The organism is Microbulbifer agarilyticus, assembly GCF_019800665.1.
Taxonomy (GTDB): domain Bacteria; phylum Pseudomonadota; class Gammaproteobacteria; order Pseudomonadales; family Cellvibrionaceae; genus Microbulbifer; species Microbulbifer agarilyticus_C.
The window spans coordinates 61,623-81,516 of sequence record NZ_JAHVKO010000007.1; the positions used below are offsets into that span (position 1 = coordinate 61,623).

Consider the following 19,894-nt stretch of genomic DNA (forward strand, 5'->3'; position numbering starts at 1 on the left):
CGAAAGAGGGGAGGTGTCTATTTCAGCACCTCCCCTTTTGTGAGTGAAAAGACAGGAAAGAGCGGCGCGAAAATCAAGGGTGCGCGCCGTCAATTGAGGTAGGCATTAATGCACGAAAGCTCTATGGAGGCGCTCTGGCGGACTTCACATATCTCTGGTGGCAACGCCGGGTATGTCGAAGATCTGTACGAGACCTATCTGCACGACCCCAGTGGTGTACCGGAAGAATGGCGCAGCTACTTTGACAGCCTGCCGCGTGTAAGCGGTGGCGATGTCTCCCATGCTGCTATTCGCCAGCATTTCGAACTTCTGGCGAAAAACCGTACCCGTCCTCTCGCCGCTCCCGGCGCCGGCTCTGTCAATGTTGAACACGAGCGCAAGCAGATCAAAGTTCTGCAACTGATCAATTCCTACCGTCACCGCGGCCACAAGAAGGCCACCCTTGATCCGCTGGGCATCATGGCCCGCGAACAGGTGCCGGATCTGCAATTGAACTTCCACGGCCTCACCGAGGGCGACTTCGACACCACCTTCCAGACGGGTGACCTGTTCTTCGGTAACGGCGAGTCCACTCTGCGTGACATCGTACAGGGCCTGGAAAATACCTACTGCGGAAATCTGGGCGCGGAAATCATGCATCTGTCGAATCTCGACGAGCAGCAGTGGTTTCAGCAGCGTCTCGAGCGCAGCCAGTGCAAGCCTACTTTCGGTGAAGATATTCGCGTCGAAATTCTGCAGCGCCTGTCTGCTGCGGAAGGCCTCGAGCGTCACCTGGATTCCAAATACCCGGGCACCAAGCGCTTCGGTGTGGAAGGGGGCGAGAGCCTGATCCCGCTGATGGACGCGCTGATTCGTCGCTCCGGTACCTACGCGGTAAAAGAGATTGTGATCGGCATGGCCCACCGTGGCCGCCTGAACACCCTGGTTAACATTCTCGGTAAAAACCCCGCGGACCTGTTTGAAGAATTCGAAGGCAAGAAGACCCTCGATACCTCCGGTGACGTTAAGTACCACCAGGGCTTCTCTTCCAACGTTATGACCCCGGGTGGCGAGGTGCATTTGGCACTGGCCTTTAACCCGTCGCACCTGGAAATCTGTGCGCCGGTGGTAGAAGGTTCCGTACGCGCCCGTCAGGATCGCCGTGGCGACAGCACCGGTGAAAAAGTTCTGCCGATCAACATCCATGGTGATGCGGCGTTCGCCGGTCAGGGCGTGGTGCAGGAAACCCTGCAGATGTCCCAGACCCGCGGCTACTACACTGGCGGTACCATCCATCTGGTGCTGAACAACCAGGTAGGTTTCACCACCAGCAAGCGCGAAGACGCGCGCTCCACCGAATACTGTACCGATGTTGCGAAGATGATTGACGCTCCGGTACTGCACGTAAACGGTGACGACCCGGAAGCGGTTGTATTGGCGGGCCTGCTCGCAATCGATTACCGCTACGAGTTCAAGAAAGACATCGTGATCGATCTGGTTTGTTACCGCCGTCGCGGTCACAACGAAACCGACGATCCCTCCGGCACCCAGCCGCTGATGTACCAGACCATTCGCAAGCACAAGACGACCCGTACCCTGTACGCGGAGAAGCTGATTGGCGAAGGTGTGCTGGACAAGGCTGCCGCCGACAAGCTGGCCAACGACTACCGCGACAAACTGGATCGTGGTGAAGACGTGGCTACCGGCCTGGTGAATGAGCCGGACGAGTCCATGTTTGTGGACTGGCGCCCGTACCTGAACCACGAGTGGACCGTCGAAGGCGATACCAGCTTTGAGCTGACCAAGTTGAAAGACGTGGCGACCCGCATGACCACCGTTCCCGACGGTATCGTGATGCAGCGTCAGGTTTCCAAGATCTACGACGACCGCCGTAAAATGGCCGGTGGTGCGCTGCCTCTGAACTGGGGCATGGCGGAAACCCTGGCGTACGGCACTTTGCTGGAAGAGGGCTACATGGTCCGCTTCACCGGTGAAGACGTTGGCCGCGGTACCTTCTCTCACCGTCACGCGGTTATCCACAGCCAGAAAGATGGCCAGAGCTACGTGCCGCTGCAGCACATGTTTGAAGGTCAGCCGCGTTTCGATATGTACGACTCACTGCTGTCGGAAGAAGCGGTGCTGGCGTTCGAATACGGCTATGCCACTACTACTCCGAAATCCCTGGTGGTTTGGGAAGCGCAGTTTGGTGACTTCGCCAACGGTGCCCAGGTGGTAATCGACCAGTTCATTACCTCCGGTGAGCACAAGTGGGGCCGTATGTGTGGCCTGGTAATGCTGCTGCCGCACGGTTATGAAGGTCAGGGCCCAGAGCACTCCTCTGCGCGTCTCGAGCGTTTCATGCAGTTGTGTGCCGAGCACAACATCCAGGTATGTAATGCCACCACCCCGGCACAGATCTTCCACCTGCTGCGTCGTCAGGCCGTGCGCCCGATGCGTCGCCCGCTGGTGATCATGAGTCCGAAGTGGATTCTGCGTCACAAGCTCGCGACTTCCAGCCTGGACGAACTGGCTACCGGTCAGTTCCAGAACGTCATCCAGGATGGCGGTGTGGATCCCGCCAAAGTGAAGCGACTGATCATCTGCTCCGGTAAGGTTTACTACCACCTGCTGGAAGCGCGCATGGAACGCGAACAGGAAGACGTTGCACTGGTCCGTTTGGAGCAGTTGTACCCATTCCCAGACGACGAGTTCTTGAGTGCGGTATCCGCGTTCAAGAACATCAAGAGCGTTGCCTGGTGTCAGGAAGAGCCCATGAACCAGGGCGCCTGGTACTCCAGCCAGCACCACTTGCGTCGCCTGCTGAAAGAAGCACATCCCAAGCTGGAACTGGAATATGTCGGCCGCGCGGCTTCCGCTGCACCTGCGGCGGGTTACATGTCCACCCACTTGGAAGAACAGAATAAGTTCATCAACGAGGCGCTGACTGTCAAATAAGGCAGCAGTACAACGAAAGAGCAGGATGTTGTGAAGGGCGAGCGCCTTTCCGCATCCCCGAAAATCTCAGGAAACAGGAACAATGACCATCGAGATTAAAGCGCCAACATTCCCGGAATCTGTTCAGGACGGCACCGTCGCCACCTGGCACAAACAACCGGGTGAAGCTGTGTCCCGCGATGAACTGATCGTGGATATCGAAACCGACAAAGTTGTGCTGGAAGTAGTTGCACCGGCTGACGGCGCCATTAGTGAAATTATCAAAGGCGAGGGCGACACCGTTCTCTCCAATGAAGTAATTGCCAAGTTCGAAGAAGGCGCTGGCGCCTCTGCCGAAGCTGTACCTGCGGCAGCTGAAGCTCCGGCCGCTGCGGCACCTGCTGCTGCCGGCGAAAAAATTGCCATGCCGTCTGCCAAGAAAATGGCTGCGGAAAAAGGCGTTGACCTGGCTGGCGTTGAAGGCACCGGCAAAGGCGGTCGCGTACTGAAAGAAGACGTGATGAAAGCGGGCACTGCACCGGCTGCTGCCGCACCGGCTGCCGCTGCGCAAGTGGAAGTTGCTGCGGGTGAGCGCGTTGAGAAGCGTGTTCCGATGACCCGTATGCGCAAGCGCATCGCCGAGCGTCTGCTCGACGCTTCCCAGTCTACTGCCATGCTCACTACCTTCAACGAAGTGAACATGAAGCCAATCATGGATCTGCGTAAAAACTACAAAGACCTGTTCGAGAAGACCCACAACGGCACCCGCCTGGGCTTCATGGGCTTCTTTGTAAAAGCGGCAGTAGAAGCGCTGAAGCGTTACTCCGCGGTGAACGCGTCCATCGACGGTAACGACATCGTATACCACGGTTACCAGGACATCGGTGTTGCGGTTTCCTCCCCGAAAGGCCTGGTAGTACCGATTCTGCGTAATGCAGAAAACATGGGTCTGGCGGATATGGAAAACAATATCCGTGACCTGGGTGTCCGTGCCCGTGACGGCAAGCTGTCAATTGACGAGATGACCGGTGGCACCTTCACCATCACCAACGGTGGTGTGTTCGGTTCCCTGCTGTCTACCCCGATCCTGAACCCGCCGCAAACCGCGATCCTCGGTATGCACAAAATTCAGGAGCGCCCGATGGCGGTCAACGGCAAGGTGGAAATCCTGCCAATGATGTACCTGGCGCTGTCTTACGATCACCGCCTGATCGACGGCAAGGAAGCGGTTGGCTTCCTGGTTGCGATCAAAGAAATGATCGAAGATCCGGCGCGTATCCTGCTGGAAGTGTAAGCAGGTTAGATTTGGAGAAAGGGCGGCCCTTTAGAGGTCGCCCGCACAATGAGCCAGCCGTTCGAGCTGGCATCAACGGCAACAAGACCGTCTCAGGGAAATCCGGGAAGAAGCCCGGGCATGCGGTGACAAATCCGCATTCGTTGAATCCACTCAAATTTGGAACAGACCATGTCAGAAAAATTTGACGTAATCGTAATCGGCTCTGGCCCCGGTGGTTATGTTGCTGCTATTCGCGCAGCGCAGCTGGGTCTGAAAACTGCCTGTGTTGAAAAATGGGTAAACAAAGATGGCAAGACCGTTAATGGCGGTACCTGCCTGAACGTTGGTTGTATTCCTTCCAAGGCGCTGCTGGACAGCTCCTGGAAGTACCACGAAGCCAAAGACGATTTCGAAGTCCACGGTATCGATGCCAAGGTCAAGATTGACGTTAAGAAAATGATCGGCCGTAAGGACGACATCGTTAAGAAGCTTACCGGTGGTGTTGCCGGCCTGTTTATGGCCAACAAGGTGACCTCTATTGAAGGTACCGGCAAGCTGCTCGCGGGCAAGAAAGTTGAAGTAACCGACCACAACGGCAAAAGCACTACCTACGAAGCAGAAAACATCATTCTGGCTTCCGGTTCTGTTCCGGTGAACATCCCGCCGGCGCCTGTGGACAACAAGATCATCGTTGATTCCACCGGTGCACTGGAATTCACCGAAGTACCCAAGCGTCTGGGTGTGATCGGTGCTGGTGTAATCGGCCTGGAGCTGGGCTCTGTATGGAACCGTCTGGGTTCCGACGTTGTGGTTCTGGAAGCCCTGGATAGCTTCCTCGCCATTATGGATCAGCAGATTGCCAAAGAATCCCAGAAGATCTTCAAGAAGCAAGGTCTCGACATCCGTCTGTCTTGCCGTGTAACCGGCAGCGAAGTGAAAGGTAAAGAAGTTGTTGTTACCTATCAGGACAAAGACGGCAAAGAGCACCAGGAAACCTTCGACAAGCTGATCGTATGTGTGGGCCGTCGTCCGTACACCGAAGGTCTGCTGTCTGAAGACGCTGGCGTAAAACTGGACGAGCGTGGCTTCATCTACGTTAACGACCTGTGCATGACTTCTGCACCGGGCGTATGGGCCATCGGTGACGTGGTACGCGGCCCGATGCTGGCGCACAAAGCGTCTGAAGAAGGCGTGGTGGTTGCCGAGCGCATCGCCGGCCAGAAGCCGATGATGAACTACGACGTGATCCCGAATGTTATTTACACCCACCCGGAAATCGCTGCGGTTGGCCGCACCGAAGAACAGGTGAAAGCCGATGGCGAGCCCTACAATGTGGGCGTATTCCCGTTTGCTGCTTCCGGCCGTGCCATGGCAGCCAACGATACCCACGGTATGGTGAAAATCATCGCGCACGCGGAAACCGACCGCGTACTGGGTGCACACATCGTTGGCCCGTCTGCTGCTGACCTGGTTCAGCAAGTAGCGATCGCCATGGAATTCGGCTCCAGCGCAGAAGACATCGGTATGACCGTATTCGGCCACCCGACCCTGTCTGAAGCGGTGAAAGAAGCTGCGCTTGCTGCGAACGGCCACGCGATCCACATCGCCAACCGTAAAAAGCGCAAGTAAGTGACCCGATAAACCGGGGCGGAAGTGTTTTCCGCCCCGGATTCATTTCAGGGTTCTGGCTTTGCAATACAACAGCGCCGGAACCTTGTTTAAACGCGCAGAGAAATCTGCAATTGGTAAACACATTTCAAATGTGAATTGGTATTGACTATGAACTTGCATGAGTATCAGGGCAAACAACTGTTTGCAGCATACGGATTGCCGGTTTCCAAAGGCATTGCAGCGGAAACCCCGGCAGCGGCAGCAGCGGCAGCAGATGAAATCGGCGGCGACAAGTGGGTTGTTAAAGCCCAGGTACACGCTGGCGGCCGCGGTAAAGCGGGCGGTGTGAAGCTGGTAGACTCCAAAGCGGAAATTGAAGAATTCGCCAAAAAGTGGCTGGGTAACAACCTGGTAACTTATCAGACAGACGAAAACGGCCAGCCGGTTTCCCGCATCCTCGTGGAAAGCTGCACCGATATCGACCAGGAACTGTACCTGGGTGCGGTGTTAGACCGTGCTACCCGTCGCATCGTTTTCATGGCCTCCACCGAAGGTGGTGTTGAGATCGAGAAAGTTGCGGAAGAGACTCCGGAAAAAATCCTGAAAGCCATCATCGACCCGCTGGTAGGCGCACAGCCTTACCAGGGCCGTGAGCTGGCGTTCAAACTGGGCCTCGAAGGCGACCAGATCAAACAGTTCACCAAGATCTTCCTGGGTCTGGCGAAAATGTTTGAAGAGAAAGATCTGGCCCTGCTGGAAATCAACCCGCTGGTAATCACTCCAGAGAAGAACCTGCACTGCCTGGACGCCAAGATCGTTATCGATAGTAACGCTCTGTACCGTCACCCGGACCTGCGTGAAATGCACGACCCTTCTCAGGAAGACGAGCGCGAAGCACACGCAGCCAAGTGGGACCTGAACTACGTAGCATTGGATGGCAACATCGGCTGCATGGTGAACGGTGCTGGTCTGGCCATGGGTACCATGGACATCGTAAACCTGCACGGCGGTAGCCCGGCCAACTTCCTGGATGTTGGTGGCGGCGCGACCAAAGAGCGCGTTGTTGAAGCGTTCAAAATTATTCTGTCCGACGACAACGTAAAAGCCGTTCTGATCAACATCTTTGGCGGTATCGTACGCTGTGACATGATCGCCGAAGGCGTGATCGGTGCAGTTAAAGAAGTGGGCGTTGAAGTACCCGTAGTTGTTCGCCTGGAAGGTAACAACGCTGAGCTGGGTGCCAAGGTCCTGAGCGACAGCGGCCTGAACATCATCGCTGCAACCAGCCTGACCGATGCTGCACAGCAAGTGGTTAAAGCTGCGGAGGGTAAATAATCATGTCAGTACTGATTAACAAAGACACTAAAGTAATCTGTCAGGGCTTCACTGGCTCCCAGGGTACTTTCCACTCCGAGCAAGCGATCGAGTACGGTACAAAAATGGTCGGCGGTGTAACCCCGGGCAAAGGCGGCCAGACTCACCTGGGCCTGCCGGTATTCAATACCGTAAAAGAAGCCGTAGAAGCAACCGGTGCGGAAGCATCTGTAATCTATGTACCTGCGCCTTTCTGTAAGGATTCCATCCTTGAAGCGGCGAACGGCGGCATCAAGCTGATCGTTTGCATCACTGAAGGCATTCCTACCATGGACATGCTGCAGGCCAAGGTTAAGTGTGACGAGCTGGGCGTGCGCCTGATCGGCCCGAACTGCCCGGGTGTTATCACTCCGGGTGAATGCAAGATCGGCATCATGCCTGGTCACATTCACAAGCCAGGCAAAGTGGGCATCGTATCCCGCTCCGGTACCCTGACTTATGAAGCCGTAAAGCAGACTACTGACCACGGTTTCGGCCAGTCTACCTGTGTAGGTATTGGTGGCGACCCCATCCCAGGCTCCAACTTCATCGACATCCTGGAAATGTTCCAGAACGACCCGCAGACCGAAGCCATCGTAATGATCGGTGAAATCGGCGGTTCCGCTGAAGAAGAAGCGGCAGCTTACATCAAGGAAAACGTCACCAAGCCGGTCGTTTCCTACATCGCTGGTGTAACCGCTCCTCCCGGAAAGCGCATGGGCCACGCTGGTGCGATCATTTCCGGTGGTAAAGGTACCGCGGACGAGAAATTTGCTGCTCTGGAAGACGCTGGTGTTAAAACCGTACGCTCCCTGGCGCAAATCGGTGACGCACTGAAGGAAGCAACCGGCTGGTAATCAGCAAGGTTCTTTCTGCTAAAAAAGCCACCTTCGGGTGGCTTTTTTTATGCCTGTAGAAAACACTAACCTCGTATATTTCGTGTACAAGTTTCCCAAAATCCACAGTGTTCAGCAGCCTATGGCTTGTGTTCCCGGATTGGAGTAGGCTGACTTATTGATTTATATGGTTATGTATAACAACAAACGAGCTATTTAAAATCTAGGAACAATAGCCATTTGCAACGAATGGCCTGAGCCAATGAATAAAACTGTTAGAGCAGAAGTATGAAAAAAATATTATATATTTCATTAAATATAGCGGTCCTTATAGGAATATTCGCCTTTGTGGATAGCTGGTATGCGCAGAAGATCGAAATTCTTGGGGAAATATGCCAGCAGGAGAGTAAGAATATGCTGGATGAGGTTGTGGATACTGGTATAGATCCTGCTTTTAAGGCTATTAACAATTTGGAGTTACTCAAAGGAAGCGGTGTGGATAAGCTTGTGCATTCTTATGACCTCCGCATAGATTTTGCCGTATCCCAAGTAGAAACATTGAGAAATCTGGAAATTTCTGACTCAAAAATAAAAAGCCTAGATACGCTTTTGTATCGAGCAAAAAAGTTGCGCATGAAATATCCGAGCACCGCGATTGATTCAAAGTATTATCAAAAAGCTAATGAAATTTTAGATAATGTAGTGTTGGAGCAGGTTAAGCCAGAAAGCGAGGGCAGTATAAAAGAGCGTCTAGAGCAGTTGCGAGAAATGGCTAAGGAGCGTAGAGCTCAAGAGCTCTAACAAGGCCGGGCAATTTGCTCCTGGCCTTCGGCCCTCCGCGGGACAGCTTACCTTATGCACCTTTTGGGCAGGTCGCTGTGCTCCCATTTTCGCGCAAAATGCGTATAAGGTAAGCTGCCCCTGCCGGCGGCGTTATAAATCACTATGAAAAAAAGTATCTTTGTCTTATTGGCCATTATTCTTTCAGGGTGTGATTTTGCGAGCGATGTTAAGGAGCTGTTTAGTGAGCATGGTGACCTGGAGAAAACTATACAGAAACAGTATGGCTCTGGTTCATCTGTTTCGTTCGATCACACAAATGGGCATTTTATACTGTGGGTTTCGATACCTATAGAGTCAGTTGAAACGAGAATCGTACGTAACATCTATGAGGACGTGTATTCTCAAGCAATAGGTGCATTCACAGATACCCCGAATGAAATTTATATAAGTGTTGGCGGTCCAGTTAAAAAATTATAACAAGCGTATTCAGGTTCAGCCGCAAGCGGCGTGGACCTCCACTGCGTTGTTTGTTTTGTGCTTTTCGCGTACGCTAGCACAAAACAACCAACTACGTTTCGGTCCCTGATGCGGGCGCTAACGCAAAAAATGAACGAGCTGCTTAATACGTTCGATAGCATCACAACTATCCAACTCGGTATATTCGCTGTTGTATTGCTCTTTCTAGAGTTGTTGGTACGCCCGGGAAGTGCAAAAAGTCTAAAGTGGGCGGCGTTTAAGATCAGTATCTTTGAGCTTTTCGGCCTGGCCCTTCCGATTATTTGGTTGCTACGTCAAGGCGATGGGTCGGGACGTATCGGCTCTAGTTCGATCATCTTGGTTGTAGTGATGTCTATATACTTTGGTCTTTTTAGGGCTGCTGTTTGGAGGAAGCAAGCGTAGAAAGCGGAAGCATTCCGTGCCTACTCAAAGCGTTAACAGTCACAGGCAATATGCGTCGGGCCTTTGCGAGACAGTTTGCCTCGTGCACCTATGATGCAGGTTGCTACGCTCCCATTTTCGCGTAAAAAATGCGCAAGTTGGGCTGCCCTTGCCGGTGGTGCTAATTACTGAGGCGATATGAAATTTTCAGTAGTTGATGGTCAAGAAGTACCATTCTCCCTATTGCTGGAAGCAGATCCCTCGCCTGAGTCCATAAGCACTTATTTGCCTGATTCATGGTCTTTCGTCGCGAAAGAAGGTGGGGAAGTTGTTGCTGCTTGTATAGTAAAGAAGATTGGGAATCATATTGCCGAGATCTTTAATATTTCGACCTCTCCAAAGTATCAACGCAAGGGTGTCGGTTCTAAGCTTCTTGGGTTTGTATTGAATAAGTTGGCAGATAGAAGTATTTCGAAGGTTGAACTGGGTACGGGAACATTCGGATACCAGCTTACCTTTTATCAACGGTTTGGCTTCAGAGTATACGCGGTAGAGAAGGATTACTTTCTTAAACATTATTCTCAACCAATAGTAGAAGATGGTATTCAGCACAAATATAGGCTGCGGTTATATTTGGATATATAGACGCGTATATGTCATAGCGATGAATAACGTTTTAGAGAGTTGTTAACAGGGTTTAAGGAGCAATCGGAGAATCTATATGGAAGTATCTAGTCAGTTAATCCAGCCACTCGTAGCCTTGGTTATTTGGTCAATGGTGATGTGGCTGTGGATGTATGCGACCAGGCTGCCGGCGATCATCTCCATGAGGTTGGAGATGGACCCGATGGCGCCAAGTGGTGAGCAGATGGCAAAGCTCCCTGCGCGGGTGCGTTGGAAGGCGGACAATTACAATCACCTGATGGAGCAGCCGACGCTGTTCTATGCGCTGGTGCTCGCGCTCTCGATTATGGGCGTATCAAGCGAACTGGCTATTTATGCTGCCTGGGCTTTTGTGGTACTGCGAATTATTCACAGTCTTGTGCATGTGCTGGGCAACAAAATTGAATTGCGGTTTGCCATCTTTGTCGCGTCCAATATTCCTCTATTATTCTTGGTATTCATTGCTGCTCGGTCCGCATTCAACTCGTAAGTTTGTTCTGCAGGTGTTGTAGATGCTAATTCACAGCTGATGTTTAGCACTTGCTCACCGAGCTCTGGTGTGGATTGTGTAGCTTCGGCGGTGTTGCATTACCTCCGTGTTCCTTGAGCCAGTCACAGGCGTGGATGATATCCTCAGCGAGGAATTTGATTACGTTGTGGTTCAAGTGCGGCCGCACCACGATGCGCAAGGAGTTTACGCTCTCGGCTTTTGGCGGCATCGAGTAGGCCGACAACACCCATCCTTTTTCCCGCACTTTGAAGGATACGTCGAACTCATTGAAGTTAGTGAACTCTTCTTTCAATGTGAGTGCCACCACCGGTATGCGCTGGGTGGCGTTCAGGACATCGAAGTAGCCACTATCTAGCAGGCGCTGCCGCAGATAGTGAGAGTTGTCCAGGGTACATTGCATGATTTTGCGGAACCCCTCGAACCCCAGTCGCAGGAATACATAGTACTGGTAAGCCACAGGCGCCGCGTTGCGACTGAAGTTCAGTGTGGCCGTTGGCATTTCTCCACCAAGGTAGTTGACGTAGAACATCAGGTCCTCGTCGAACACTTTGCGGTCCTTAAACACGAGCCACCCCAGTCCCGGTGGTACCAGCCCGAACTTGTGCCCAGAGGCGTTGATCGACTGTACACGTGACAGGCGGAAGTCCCACTGGTAGTCCGGATAGAGAAACGGATTGACGAATCCACCGGACGCGCCATCGATATGCATCGGGATGTTGTGCCCGGTGCGTTGCTCGTAGTCATCCAGCCAATCGTGGATTGCGCGGAAGTCATCGTCTTCACCGGTAAAGGTCTGGCCGGCGATGGCGACGACTGCGGTCGTGTTTTCATCAACGAGCTGCTCCAGGTGCTCGGTAGTGAGCCGGTACTGGTTTGGGGCGAGTTCGGCGATGCGCGGTTCCACATCAAAGTAGCGCATGAACTTTTTCCACACGATCTGGACGTTGCCGCCGGTGACGATGTTGGGTCGGCTCGCATCTAATCCGGCCGCTTGCCGCGCCTTACGCCAATTCCATTTGTGTGCCAGCCCAGCGAGCATGCAGGCTTCCGAGGAACCAATGGTGGCAGTGCCGAACGGCTCCGCGTCTTTCGGGCCATTCCACAAGTCATGTAGCCAGCGCACCATGCGTCCCTCCATCTCGAACAGCTGGGGGTACATGTCGTGGTCGATGTAGTTCTTCAGGTAGTGTTTTTTCAGGACCTCGAAAGCTTCAGGCTCGGTAAACGTGGTGACAAATGACGACAGGTTCATCACCGGTTTGGCGTCCGCCCAGGCTTCACTGTTTACCGTGGCTTCTGCGGCAAAGGCCGACATGGTGGTGCGCGGGAAGGTGTGATCGGGGATGTCTTCATTCAGTTGATCAAAGAATTCGTCGAATGGGGATTGTGTCTTCATCGTCGTTACCTTGATCTATTGCTGCTCGACAGTCGGCTGTTGTTGTTTCCAGCTTGGCTTGCGGAACTGGTAAATCAGCAGGGGGATTGCGGTAAACACCACTGCACCTGCAGCTACCAGAATCACATAAGTACTCGGGCTGCCAACGGGTAACTGGTCTGGAGGGAAGAAGGAGACCACGAAGGCAAAGGCCACCGCGAGAAAACCGATACCGGCGACAAGCAACATGCCGGTCATACCGCCGGGAATTTCAAAACTGCGTGGCAGGTCTGGACGGGTATGCCGCAGACGAATCGCAGCGGCATACATCATCATGTACATGATGATGTAGAGGGTGATGGTCATTGCCGAGATAAGGAAGAAAGCCGTAGCTACGTCTTTAAACAGGAAGTAGATGCAGGAGATCAGCGTGGCGATAATGCCCTGAACCAGCAGGATACTTTTCTGCATGCCCTGCTTGTTGGTCTTCTGCAGCCAGGGGGGCAGGGTGCCATCGCGCGCGGTGGCCAACAGGCCACGGCTGGGGCCGGCAAGCCAGGCCAGTGCGCCGCCGAGAGCGCCGTAACATACCAGCAGCGCGAGTATCTGTACCGGCCACTTTATTCCCAGCAATTTGTCGAAAGCCTGCTCGAAGGTGGTGAATACGCCAGTCTGCAGGCTGATGTTGTCGTAGGGGAGAATCGCGGCAACGGCCAGCGCGCCCACGGTGAAGATGGCAAAAGACACCGCGGCGGCGATAAATATCGCTATGGGGTAGTCCCGCTTGGCGTTGCGCATCTCGGTGGCGTGGGTGGCTTGCGCTTCTACGCCTGCGAAGTTCAATAGAATGCCGCCCAGAAAGGCCAGAGAGCCCAGCCCGGCCACATGGGGAAACCAGCGCGGATGGTGGTGTCCATTCTCCTCGACAGTCACAGCGGGGTTGGTGGCGGTCTCCCAGCCAATGTCATGGCCCGCGGCAGCCCAGGCGATGGCCAGTGCCATCAGGATCAGACCGGGTAATACAGTGCCGAGCAGGAATCCGAGTTTGGTGACTTTGGCGAGCAGGTCTGTACCGGTGAGCGCCACTGCTGTCGCCGCCCAGTAGGAGAGAATGCAGAACAGGCCGACAAAGATATTGCTTTCAGCAAGATTGGGTAGGCCAATACCATAGGCGATACCGGCCGCGGCAAAGCTGAGGCCGGTGGGGTACCAGACGACATTTTGAATCCACTGTAGCCAGATGGCGGTAAACCCCAGGCGAGGGCTAAACGCTTCGCCAATCCACGTGTAGACACCGCCAGACCGGTCGCCGAAAGCACCTCCCAGCTCGGCGGCGACGAGTCCGGCGGGAATAAGAAACAGCAGGGTGGCGAAGCCGATGTAAATAAACATCGTCAGCTCTTCCTGTGCCATCATTGGCAGGCCACGCAGGCTGGTAACCACGGTGGCGGCCGTAAGCAGGCCAAGGGTGGTGGCTGTCAGGGTCTTCTTGGTCGTGGACTTTGCGGGCTTGTCGGTGGAACTCACCTGGCTTCACTCCGGGCGCCATTACGGAAAATAGGAGTTTAGTCAGTAACTTCAGGTTGTAGCGGCCATGGTGGCATCTACTATCAGAATGAATTGGCAGAAGTCTGATTTATGAAATTTTTATTATTTACGCCAACGGCTACCGACGAAGTCGTCGCGCTCTTTACTCGTGTTTTTTCTGCATCGGAAGACGAAGATGAAGGTCGCAGTATCGGACATTTGGTTTCCAGCCTGATCGCAACCACGCCAGCGGATGCACTTATTGGCTGTGTTGCGAAAGAAGGAGAGCGTATTGTCGGCGCAATATTTTTCAGCCGCCTGAGGGTACCAAATGGCCAGCAGGCGTTTCTTCTATCCCCCGTTGCCGTTGCCAGCGAGGTGCAGGGCACAGGGGTAGGGCAGGGGCTAATTCGTTTCGGGCTCGATCAACTGCGCGGGCGGGAAACTGATCTGGTGTTCACCTACGGTGATCCGGCGTTTTACTCCAAGGTGGGTTTTGTGCCAGTTAGTGAAGAACTGGTGCAGGCGCCTTACCCACTGAGCCAACCAATTGGCTGGTTGGGGCAATCCTTGGAAGGAAATTCGATTCCAGTAATGCAGGGGCGAACCGAGTGCGTGCCCGCATTTGCCAACTCGGACTACTGGTAGATAAGCGGGGCTCTCTGGTGCTTAGCGGATAAAGCGTATCCAGCGCCACAGCCGCAGCACATCCAGCAGAGCACCCGCCACATAGGTGAGCGCACAGGCCTTCAGAACGCTGTGTGCTGAGCCTAACAGGTGTTCCGGCAGGTAACCCTCTCTGAGTATCGGCAGGGCCTTATTGAAGCTCGCGTCGTACTCTTCCGGCAGTATTGCCACGTACATGAGCGCGGACGCGAGCATGGTGATCACCGCCACAATCCCGATCCACAGGAAGATCACCGGTGACTTGATCAGCAGGGTGAGAATCGGCGCGGCAACCAGAATGTAGCCGCCGATTTTCTGGATCTGGCCGGCCTTACCTAGATATTTGTCACGCAGCCTGGAGACTGGCTCCTCCCGACAAAACTGGATCGCATGGCCAACTTCATGGGCCGCGACAGCCACCGCGGTGACCGATTTGCCGTGGTAAACCTCTGGACTCAGCGCGACGATTTTTTCCGAAGGCGAGTAATAGTTCTGATCTTTACCGGCCTTGATAACCTTTACCCCATCGAGTTCGTAACGTTCAACAAGGTGCTCGGCCAGTTCAGCCCCGGACCCCGGCATATCGCCAATCTCGGTCGAGTGGCGCCACAGCACGTAGCGTACCCACAGTTGTGGGCCGACGATAAGGGCGACTATGGCCAGGGTAATCAGTACGTAAGGCATATAAGTTTGGCACTGGTGGGCATGGATGGGGCACTCATCACTGAGTCGTCAAGTTACCCGTCATGGTGTTTGGCAATTTCTTGGGGACTGAGATTTAAGAACCTTGCGGCATTGTGATACAGAATGTCGCGCTTTTGCTGCTGGCTAAGGAAGTCTGCCTTTTCGATTACAGTGACGCTTCCACCAATACTCCCCAAATAGTCGGACCCAAATACGATGCGATCCCCGTGGCCCGCTTCGATATATGCCCGGAGTGCGGCATATACCCATTCGGAAGGTACTCGGGTCATTGGCGAGGTCTCTACTACGACATTGGGGTAGGTATCCATCAGCGCGATAGCGGCTTCGACAAACTCGGGACGAAATGCGTGGTAGAGAACCAGACGGAGTTTGGGATGCTTCTCCATGATGGGGCTCCAGAGCGCTGGATTGCCGTGATCCCCATTGAAATCCGGGCAGCAACCCGCAGCACGAACAGGGCTTTGGGGGGGAGGTCCCCGGTCTGCGTGTACCGCAACGATCAGGTCATTATCGGCGGCGAGCTGAAGGTAGGGGAGCATCTTCGAATCGAGAGGGGAGATACCTGTATACACATTGTATAGCTCGCCAATGGCGCCTATTTGGCCCTGGTCGATTGCGGATTGCAGTTTGTCGATGTCCGGCCAATTTGCGTCATTTTCATAGCAAGCGAAAAAGTTCGGACTGCGGCCTTCGATGCAGGGAAGAATCACACCGGCAATCAGCGGTACATGGGATGCTTGGCGAAAGTGCTCTATATGAGATTCTGGTCCGCCGATGACTCCGTAAACAACATTGCTGTCTTTCATATCTTGAAGGAGCGTACGCATGCGAGCTTCATCGGGTGTCTCGCCTTCACTCGCCTTGTAGTAGCGGGATGACTCGCTCCCGGGCCCGGCGTGCAGATGCATGTCGATCACTGGCTGCCGTTCCTCAGCAAGCGCGTTTATGGCGAGGAAAGCGAGAATCAAACTGAAGATCCTGAAGATCCTGAAGATTTGGGCATTTTTCAGTATTTTCATGTTGTCTCCAGTTGTGGTGTTTTTATGCGCGGATACAACTGCGGTGATCACAATCAACGGGTAGTTGAGCTGATACCAAAACTCTACTTGGACGCCACTAATTATTCCAGTGTAAAGGTGCTCTGCCACTGTGGCTCCCAGTGCAGATCGCATGCAGAACACTCAGGGGCTGCTGTTGCGCTCTAGTTCCAGCCTGCGTGCGCGCCAATAGCGGCTTTTCCAGTAGTGATCGGTCAGGTGAGAGATGGTGACGCCCCTGGAGACAGACGCGTGCAGAAACTTGCCATCTTCGAGATAGATTCCCACGTGCCGGCCGCGGCGGCCGGTCTTAAAGAAGACCAGATCTCCCGGGCGCAGTTGCGCGCGCTTGATGGACTCTCCGACCAACGCCTGATATTGGGTGGTGCGGGGTAGCTCAATCCCCATGTGATCGCGGTAGATGAGGTAGACCAGCGCCGAGCAGTCGATACCGCGCTTGCTCATGCCTCCCAGTCGATACGGGATACCTTTCCATTCTTGGTGCTGTTCGTACAGGCTTTCTTTGATGAGCTCGGTAGGTGAAGGGGATGGCTTTACTGCCTGAGGATGTTCTTTGGCGGGGTTGTTGGAGGGATCGGCGGTGTCTGCCGGCGAATACTGATACGGGGCCATACTGCAACCGGCCGTTGTCAGGATCGCGAGGGAACAGGGCAGCAGCAGTCGTCTTTTCATTAGGGTACATCGGTGCCAGCACAGCAAGCCGCGCCCGCGGGCGGCGGCTGAGTTTGGTTTTAGGGTGACACCATCGTACCGGCCCTAGCTGAATCTGGGCTGAACCACATGATCTTCCGGGAATCTGCGCTCGCGCATTTTTACCTAAGCGCGAGCACTTGCTGCACGATCCTTGATCTTTTCGACCAGACCATCGGGAAATAACGATTTTGACAAGTAGTGCTGACCACTGGACTTGGTGATTAGAATCAAGCCTAACTCGGTATCAACGACTTGTTCGATATCTGACCACAACAGTGTTGTGTGTGCGTGGTCACTTTGCGTGGTTATTCGCTCGTCATCGATCGTCAGTGTCACCTCGCTATTGGCGCTTTTGCCCAACATCTGCCGAGCTAGCCACCAGGCTCGTCGAAATCGAATATGGAGTAGTTCCAGAAGTGCGAAAGCAACCAGTATGTAGCCCAATACTTTGGGTTGCTCGGTATAAAGCAATGTCCCGGTACCAGCGGCTAGCATCAAGATGGGAAACAGATAATTCGGCTTGACGCTTTTTCCATAGAGTGAAGACTGGTCATAGCACTCGGCAAGATACTCTCTCGATAACGTAAATTGGGTAGTAAACGGTTGCATGGGAGCCATTGGTTTTTCTTGGTGGGTTTCAGGTCTGAAGTTATAGCTACTTGATTTTACGGAGATCGTATCTAGGTCGGTCGGCCCCCGGAATGAGTATCAAGTCGACGCAATTAGTTGCTCGAACCATTCTTGCCAAAATGCTTTCGCTTGTGGTGGCATTCTATCAATAGCCGCTTCGAGTGCTTGCCTTTGTTTTGGGTAGGGGGCAAAAAGGCTGAGGTTATGGTATTTCTCCGACCAAGTCGACACCGCTTTTTTCAGAAGACTATCTTTGTCCACGGTCGAGCCTTGGAAATTCGATGTATCGTCTCCGATCTGAAGGAAAAAGAATTCCAGAGCTTCCCATTTATCCATAATGGGCGTTAGCTCAATACAGGTTTGAAGGGTTTCAGATGAATATGATTGCTTGAGGATTTTGTCAAGCTCGGCAGAACGAGGTCTAATCGAAAGCCTTTTGGCCAATGCTATCGCGGTGCGAGTTATTCCCGGAGAATCATCAAAAAATGCGGCGATAATATGTGAGTGGGCTTTGTCTTCGTCTAGTTTTGCCAAGCACTCCAGCGCTTCGCGGCGTACGCTGATAAATTGAGAATCCAGCTTCGTAGTTACGATGTCCACGGCTTGCTCGTGGTGGGTTTTGGTGACGCCCCAGAGTGCGATCACCTGTTGGCGGGCGTTGGGTGCTTGCAATAATTCCTTATACTCTTGGTAGATTGGAAACTCGTATTCTTTTAGATGCCTAATGGCGATTTCACGAATACTGGTATTGCGGTCGAATAGGAAGGGCACAACCTCAACAACGGATGGGGAGCACTCCAGTAGTACCCTCAGTGCGATCCTGCGTATGGGCGGAAATTTGTCGCGCAGAGCAATGGAGAGCGCTGGTCGTATCTCCGACTCTGATAGCAAATTCAGATACTCAAGGCTGCCTCTCCGTATATGCCAATCAGAACTTGCGAGTCCGATCCGTAGAAGTTCCTGAAGAGGGAGAACCCGCTTGGACAGCAATAGATCGTAACAAGCGCGAGCAACTTGAATGTTGGAGTTGTTGAGTCCGGCGATGAGACCTGCACTGCACTCAGGCCTGATCAGGTGGTTTTCGACAGCGCAAATAACCGGCTGGTGATTAATTCGATTACGCTCAGCAAGTCGATAAATATCTGGAAGGGCCTTTACCAGTTCCATACAGTCTGCGGATTCTAGCCGGCGGAAAAACGCCGCCTTGGCTACTTGTCGTACTTCAGGAACCCAGTCATTCAGACGTTCAATCAGAGCGGATAGTATTCCGGGGCCATCCAGTGAATCGAGCCGGCGAATGGCCTCTTCGCGTCGGTAGCCGTTCCAATCTTTTGTATAGGCCAATAACCCGTCTACGGAGGTGTTATCAGGAATATTGCGGGACAATGGAGGTATATGACGATCAACGGGGGTGGATTTTTGTTTTCGCCTTTCAATAGATGTATTTTTGGAGGTGTCACCGGAAAATTTGGAGAACGGTGACGGTATATCCTGATCAGAGGTTTTTGATTTGTATTTGCGTCTGAATATAAGTGTATATAGGGTGGCCAGAATCCCGCCGATAACGGCTATACAGAACATCAATATTAGAATGAATTGGAGATTTGCAAAGATGCTGTTCATCAACTCTTTTTGCTTTTTCTAGCATCTCTAACCAGATAGGACTTGCCCTGGCCCCTTTTTAGTTCGAACAGATCGATGGCCCGGAACAAGCTGCTCAGGTTCTTGAATCCGTAGTTGCGGCAATCGAATGAAGCCCTGTTGGAGATGTTGGAACCGACGGGGCCGAGTTCGGCCCACCCATCATCGTCCTCTGTGGCCTCAATGGCTTGTCGTAACAGGGTGATCAGCTTTGTATCCGACTTGATGTTCTTGCGCTTTTCACCGTTCTTTTCCTTGACCGCTTCTTGTTGGTCGAGGAAGAGAAACTTGGAACAGGCATTCACGAAGGGGGGCGGTGTCTTGCGCTCGCCAAACCCGAGGACCACCTTGCCCTCGGCCAGTGCCCGCGTCACCATCGGGGTAAAGTCGCAATCCGACGAGATGAAGCACATCACGTCGATGTCTTTGGTGTACATCACATCCATTGCATCGATCACCAAGGCGATATCGGAGGCATTCTTGCCCTTGGTGAGGTCATACTGCTGCACCGGCTGGATGGCGTGTTCGTGCAGCAGCTCTTCCCAGCCCCTGAGCGTGGGTGATTTCCAGTTACCGTAGGCCTTGCGAATGGTGACCACACCGTATTTGGCGACTTCGCTCAGGACATCCTCGAACTTGGCTGCCGGAGCATTGTCCGCATCAATGAAAAGGGCAATCTTCTGCTTGATTTCGTCCATCATAGATCCATAATTCTTATGGTGTTGGGTCGATATATGTGTCAAAACTTTGCGCTGACCCCATTTATTTCCCAAG

The 19,894-nt window shown here is 53.3% G+C and carries 18 protein-coding genes; 10 read left to right on the forward strand and 8 right to left on the reverse strand.

Annotated features, from left to right (window positions below):
* The first annotated feature begins 108 nt into the window (after window positions 1-108).
* The 9 genes from KUV22_RS15790 (at window position 109) to KUV22_RS15830 (ending at window position 10,804) form a co-directional block, all read left to right on the forward strand.
* Window positions 109-2,934 carry a 2-oxoglutarate dehydrogenase E1 component gene (locus KUV22_RS15790; RefSeq protein ID WP_222232711.1) on the forward strand — a complete coding sequence of 942 codons (2,826 nt, stop codon included), beginning with the start codon at window positions 109-111 and terminating at the stop codon, window positions 2,932-2,934.
* An 82-nt stretch (window positions 2,935-3,016) separates the two neighbouring features.
* Window positions 3,017-4,207 (forward strand): 2-oxoglutarate dehydrogenase complex dihydrolipoyllysine-residue succinyltransferase, encoded by a 1,191-nt coding sequence (gene odhB / locus KUV22_RS15795; protein ID WP_222232712.1) that lies wholly within the window; start codon window positions 3,017-3,019, stop codon window positions 4,205-4,207.
* A 171-nt stretch (window positions 4,208-4,378) separates the two neighbouring features.
* Complete coding sequence (gene lpdA, locus KUV22_RS15800) at window positions 4,379-5,818, forward strand: dihydrolipoyl dehydrogenase (RefSeq protein WP_222232713.1); 1,440 nt, start codon at window positions 4,379-4,381, stop codon at window positions 5,816-5,818.
* 150 nt (window positions 5,819-5,968) lie between these two features.
* Entirely contained in the window at window positions 5,969-7,135 is a 1,167-nt protein-coding gene (sucC, locus tag KUV22_RS15805) for an ADP-forming succinate--CoA ligase subunit beta (protein WP_077401725.1), read from the forward strand.
* Window positions 7,136-7,137: 2 nt separating this feature from the next.
* Window positions 7,138-8,010 carry a succinate--CoA ligase subunit alpha gene (sucD, locus tag KUV22_RS15810; protein WP_222232715.1) on the forward strand — a complete coding sequence of 291 codons (873 nt, stop codon included), beginning with the start codon at window positions 7,138-7,140 and terminating at the stop codon, window positions 8,008-8,010.
* A 267-nt stretch (window positions 8,011-8,277) separates the two neighbouring features.
* Window positions 8,278-8,790 carry a hypothetical protein gene (locus tag KUV22_RS15815; RefSeq protein ID WP_222232717.1) on the forward strand — a complete coding sequence of 171 codons (513 nt, stop codon included), beginning with the start codon at window positions 8,278-8,280 and terminating at the stop codon, window positions 8,788-8,790.
* Between the two features lie 144 nt (window positions 8,791-8,934).
* Window positions 8,935-9,249 carry a hypothetical protein gene (locus tag KUV22_RS15820; protein ID WP_222232719.1) on the forward strand — a complete coding sequence of 105 codons (315 nt, stop codon included), beginning with the start codon at window positions 8,935-8,937 and terminating at the stop codon, window positions 9,247-9,249.
* 600 nt (window positions 9,250-9,849) lie between these two features.
* Complete coding sequence (locus KUV22_RS15825) at window positions 9,850-10,296, forward strand: GNAT family N-acetyltransferase (RefSeq protein ID WP_222232721.1); 447 nt, start codon at window positions 9,850-9,852, stop codon at window positions 10,294-10,296.
* A gap of 76 nt (window positions 10,297-10,372) precedes the next feature.
* On the forward strand, window positions 10,373-10,804 hold the full coding sequence (locus KUV22_RS15830; protein WP_222232723.1) for an MAPEG family protein: 432 nt from the start codon (window positions 10,373-10,375) through the stop codon (window positions 10,802-10,804).
* A gap of 43 nt (window positions 10,805-10,847) precedes the next feature.
* On the opposite strand, the gene KUV22_RS15835 is transcribed toward KUV22_RS15830, so the two are convergent.
* Together KUV22_RS15835 and KUV22_RS15840 are read right to left on the reverse strand one after the other, a co-directional pair.
* Window positions 10,848-12,221 carry a glutamate decarboxylase gene (locus KUV22_RS15835; RefSeq protein WP_222232725.1) on the reverse strand — a complete coding sequence of 458 codons (1,374 nt, stop codon included), beginning with the start codon at window positions 12,219-12,221 and terminating at the stop codon, window positions 10,848-10,850.
* A gap of 15 nt (window positions 12,222-12,236) precedes the next feature.
* Complete coding sequence (locus tag KUV22_RS15840; RefSeq protein WP_222232727.1) at window positions 12,237-13,727, reverse strand: amino acid permease; 1,491 nt, start codon at window positions 13,725-13,727, stop codon at window positions 12,237-12,239.
* 111 nt (window positions 13,728-13,838) lie between these two features.
* Between KUV22_RS15840 and KUV22_RS15845 the strand changes: the two genes are divergently transcribed.
* Window positions 13,839-14,375 (forward strand): GNAT family N-acetyltransferase, encoded by a 537-nt coding sequence (locus KUV22_RS15845; RefSeq protein WP_222232729.1) that lies wholly within the window; start codon window positions 13,839-13,841, stop codon window positions 14,373-14,375.
* A 21-nt stretch (window positions 14,376-14,396) separates the two neighbouring features.
* On the opposite strand, the gene KUV22_RS15850 is transcribed toward KUV22_RS15845, so the two are convergent.
* From KUV22_RS15850 to KUV22_RS15875, 6 genes are all read right to left on the reverse strand, one after another.
* The gene (locus KUV22_RS15850) at window positions 14,397-15,077 is read right to left on the reverse strand and encodes a zinc metallopeptidase (RefSeq protein WP_222232731.1); all 681 of its coding nucleotides are present in this window, start codon (window positions 15,075-15,077) and stop codon (window positions 14,397-14,399) included.
* A 53-nt stretch (window positions 15,078-15,130) separates the two neighbouring features.
* Complete coding sequence (locus tag KUV22_RS15855) at window positions 15,131-16,246, reverse strand: amidohydrolase family protein (RefSeq protein ID WP_222232733.1); 1,116 nt, start codon at window positions 16,244-16,246, stop codon at window positions 15,131-15,133.
* A 33-nt stretch (window positions 16,247-16,279) separates the two neighbouring features.
* Window positions 16,280-16,828 (reverse strand): NlpC/P60 family protein, encoded by a 549-nt coding sequence (locus KUV22_RS15860; protein ID WP_222232735.1) that lies wholly within the window; start codon window positions 16,826-16,828, stop codon window positions 16,280-16,282.
* A gap of 144 nt (window positions 16,829-16,972) precedes the next feature.
* Window positions 16,973-17,467 carry a YcxB family protein gene (locus KUV22_RS15865; RefSeq protein ID WP_261319626.1) on the reverse strand — a complete coding sequence of 165 codons (495 nt, stop codon included), beginning with the start codon at window positions 17,465-17,467 and terminating at the stop codon, window positions 16,973-16,975.
* A 90-nt stretch (window positions 17,468-17,557) separates the two neighbouring features.
* A complete protein-coding gene (locus KUV22_RS15870) occupies window positions 17,558-19,102 on the reverse strand; it encodes a HEAT repeat domain-containing protein (protein ID WP_222232737.1) in 1,545 nt (514 codons plus the stop codon).
* Window positions 19,102-19,821 (reverse strand): NYN domain-containing protein, encoded by a 720-nt coding sequence (locus tag KUV22_RS15875; protein ID WP_261319627.1) that lies wholly within the window; start codon window positions 19,819-19,821, stop codon window positions 19,102-19,104. Before KUV22_RS15875 ends, KUV22_RS15870 begins: the two co-directional genes overlap by 1 nt.
* Window positions 19,822-19,894: the final 73 nt, after the last annotated feature.

Bases quoted from the DNA above. Each gene is read 5' to 3' on its own strand.
- KUV22_RS15790 (WP_222232711.1), top strand. From the start codon at position 109: ATGCACGAAAGCTCTATGGAGGCGCTCTGGCGGACTTCACATATCTCT.
- odhB (WP_222232712.1), top strand. From the start codon at position 3,017: ATGACCATCGAGATTAAAGCGCCAACATTCCCGGAATCTGTTCAGGAC.
- lpdA (WP_222232713.1), top strand. From the start codon at position 4,379: ATGTCAGAAAAATTTGACGTAATCGTAATCGGCTCTGGCCCCGGTGGT.
- sucC (WP_077401725.1), top strand. From the start codon at position 5,969: ATGAACTTGCATGAGTATCAGGGCAAACAACTGTTTGCAGCATACGGA.
- sucD (WP_222232715.1), top strand. From the start codon at position 7,138: ATGTCAGTACTGATTAACAAAGACACTAAAGTAATCTGTCAGGGCTTC.
- KUV22_RS15815 (WP_222232717.1), top strand. From the start codon at position 8,278: ATGAAAAAAATATTATATATTTCATTAAATATAGCGGTCCTTATAGGA.
- KUV22_RS15820 (WP_222232719.1), top strand. From the start codon at position 8,935: ATGAAAAAAAGTATCTTTGTCTTATTGGCCATTATTCTTTCAGGGTGT.
- KUV22_RS15825 (WP_222232721.1), top strand. From the start codon at position 9,850: ATGAAATTTTCAGTAGTTGATGGTCAAGAAGTACCATTCTCCCTATTG.
- KUV22_RS15830 (WP_222232723.1), top strand. From the start codon at position 10,373: ATGGAAGTATCTAGTCAGTTAATCCAGCCACTCGTAGCCTTGGTTATT.
- KUV22_RS15835 (WP_222232725.1), bottom strand. From the start codon at position 12,221: ATGAAGACACAATCCCCATTCGACGAATTCTTTGATCAACTGAATGAA.
- KUV22_RS15845 (WP_222232729.1), top strand. From the start codon at position 13,839: ATGAAATTTTTATTATTTACGCCAACGGCTACCGACGAAGTCGTCGCG.
- KUV22_RS15850 (WP_222232731.1), bottom strand. From the start codon at position 15,077: ATGCCTTACGTACTGATTACCCTGGCCATAGTCGCCCTTATCGTCGGC.
- KUV22_RS15860 (WP_222232735.1), bottom strand. From the start codon at position 16,828: ATGAAAAGACGACTGCTGCTGCCCTGTTCCCTCGCGATCCTGACAACG.
- KUV22_RS15865 (WP_261319626.1), bottom strand. From the start codon at position 17,467: ATGGCTCCCATGCAACCGTTTACTACCCAATTTACGTTATCGAGAGAG.
- KUV22_RS15870 (WP_222232737.1), bottom strand. From the start codon at position 19,102: ATGAACAGCATCTTTGCAAATCTCCAATTCATTCTAATATTGATGTTC.
- KUV22_RS15875 (WP_261319627.1), bottom strand. From the start codon at position 19,821: ATGATGGACGAAATCAAGCAGAAGATTGCCCTTTTCATTGATGCGGAC.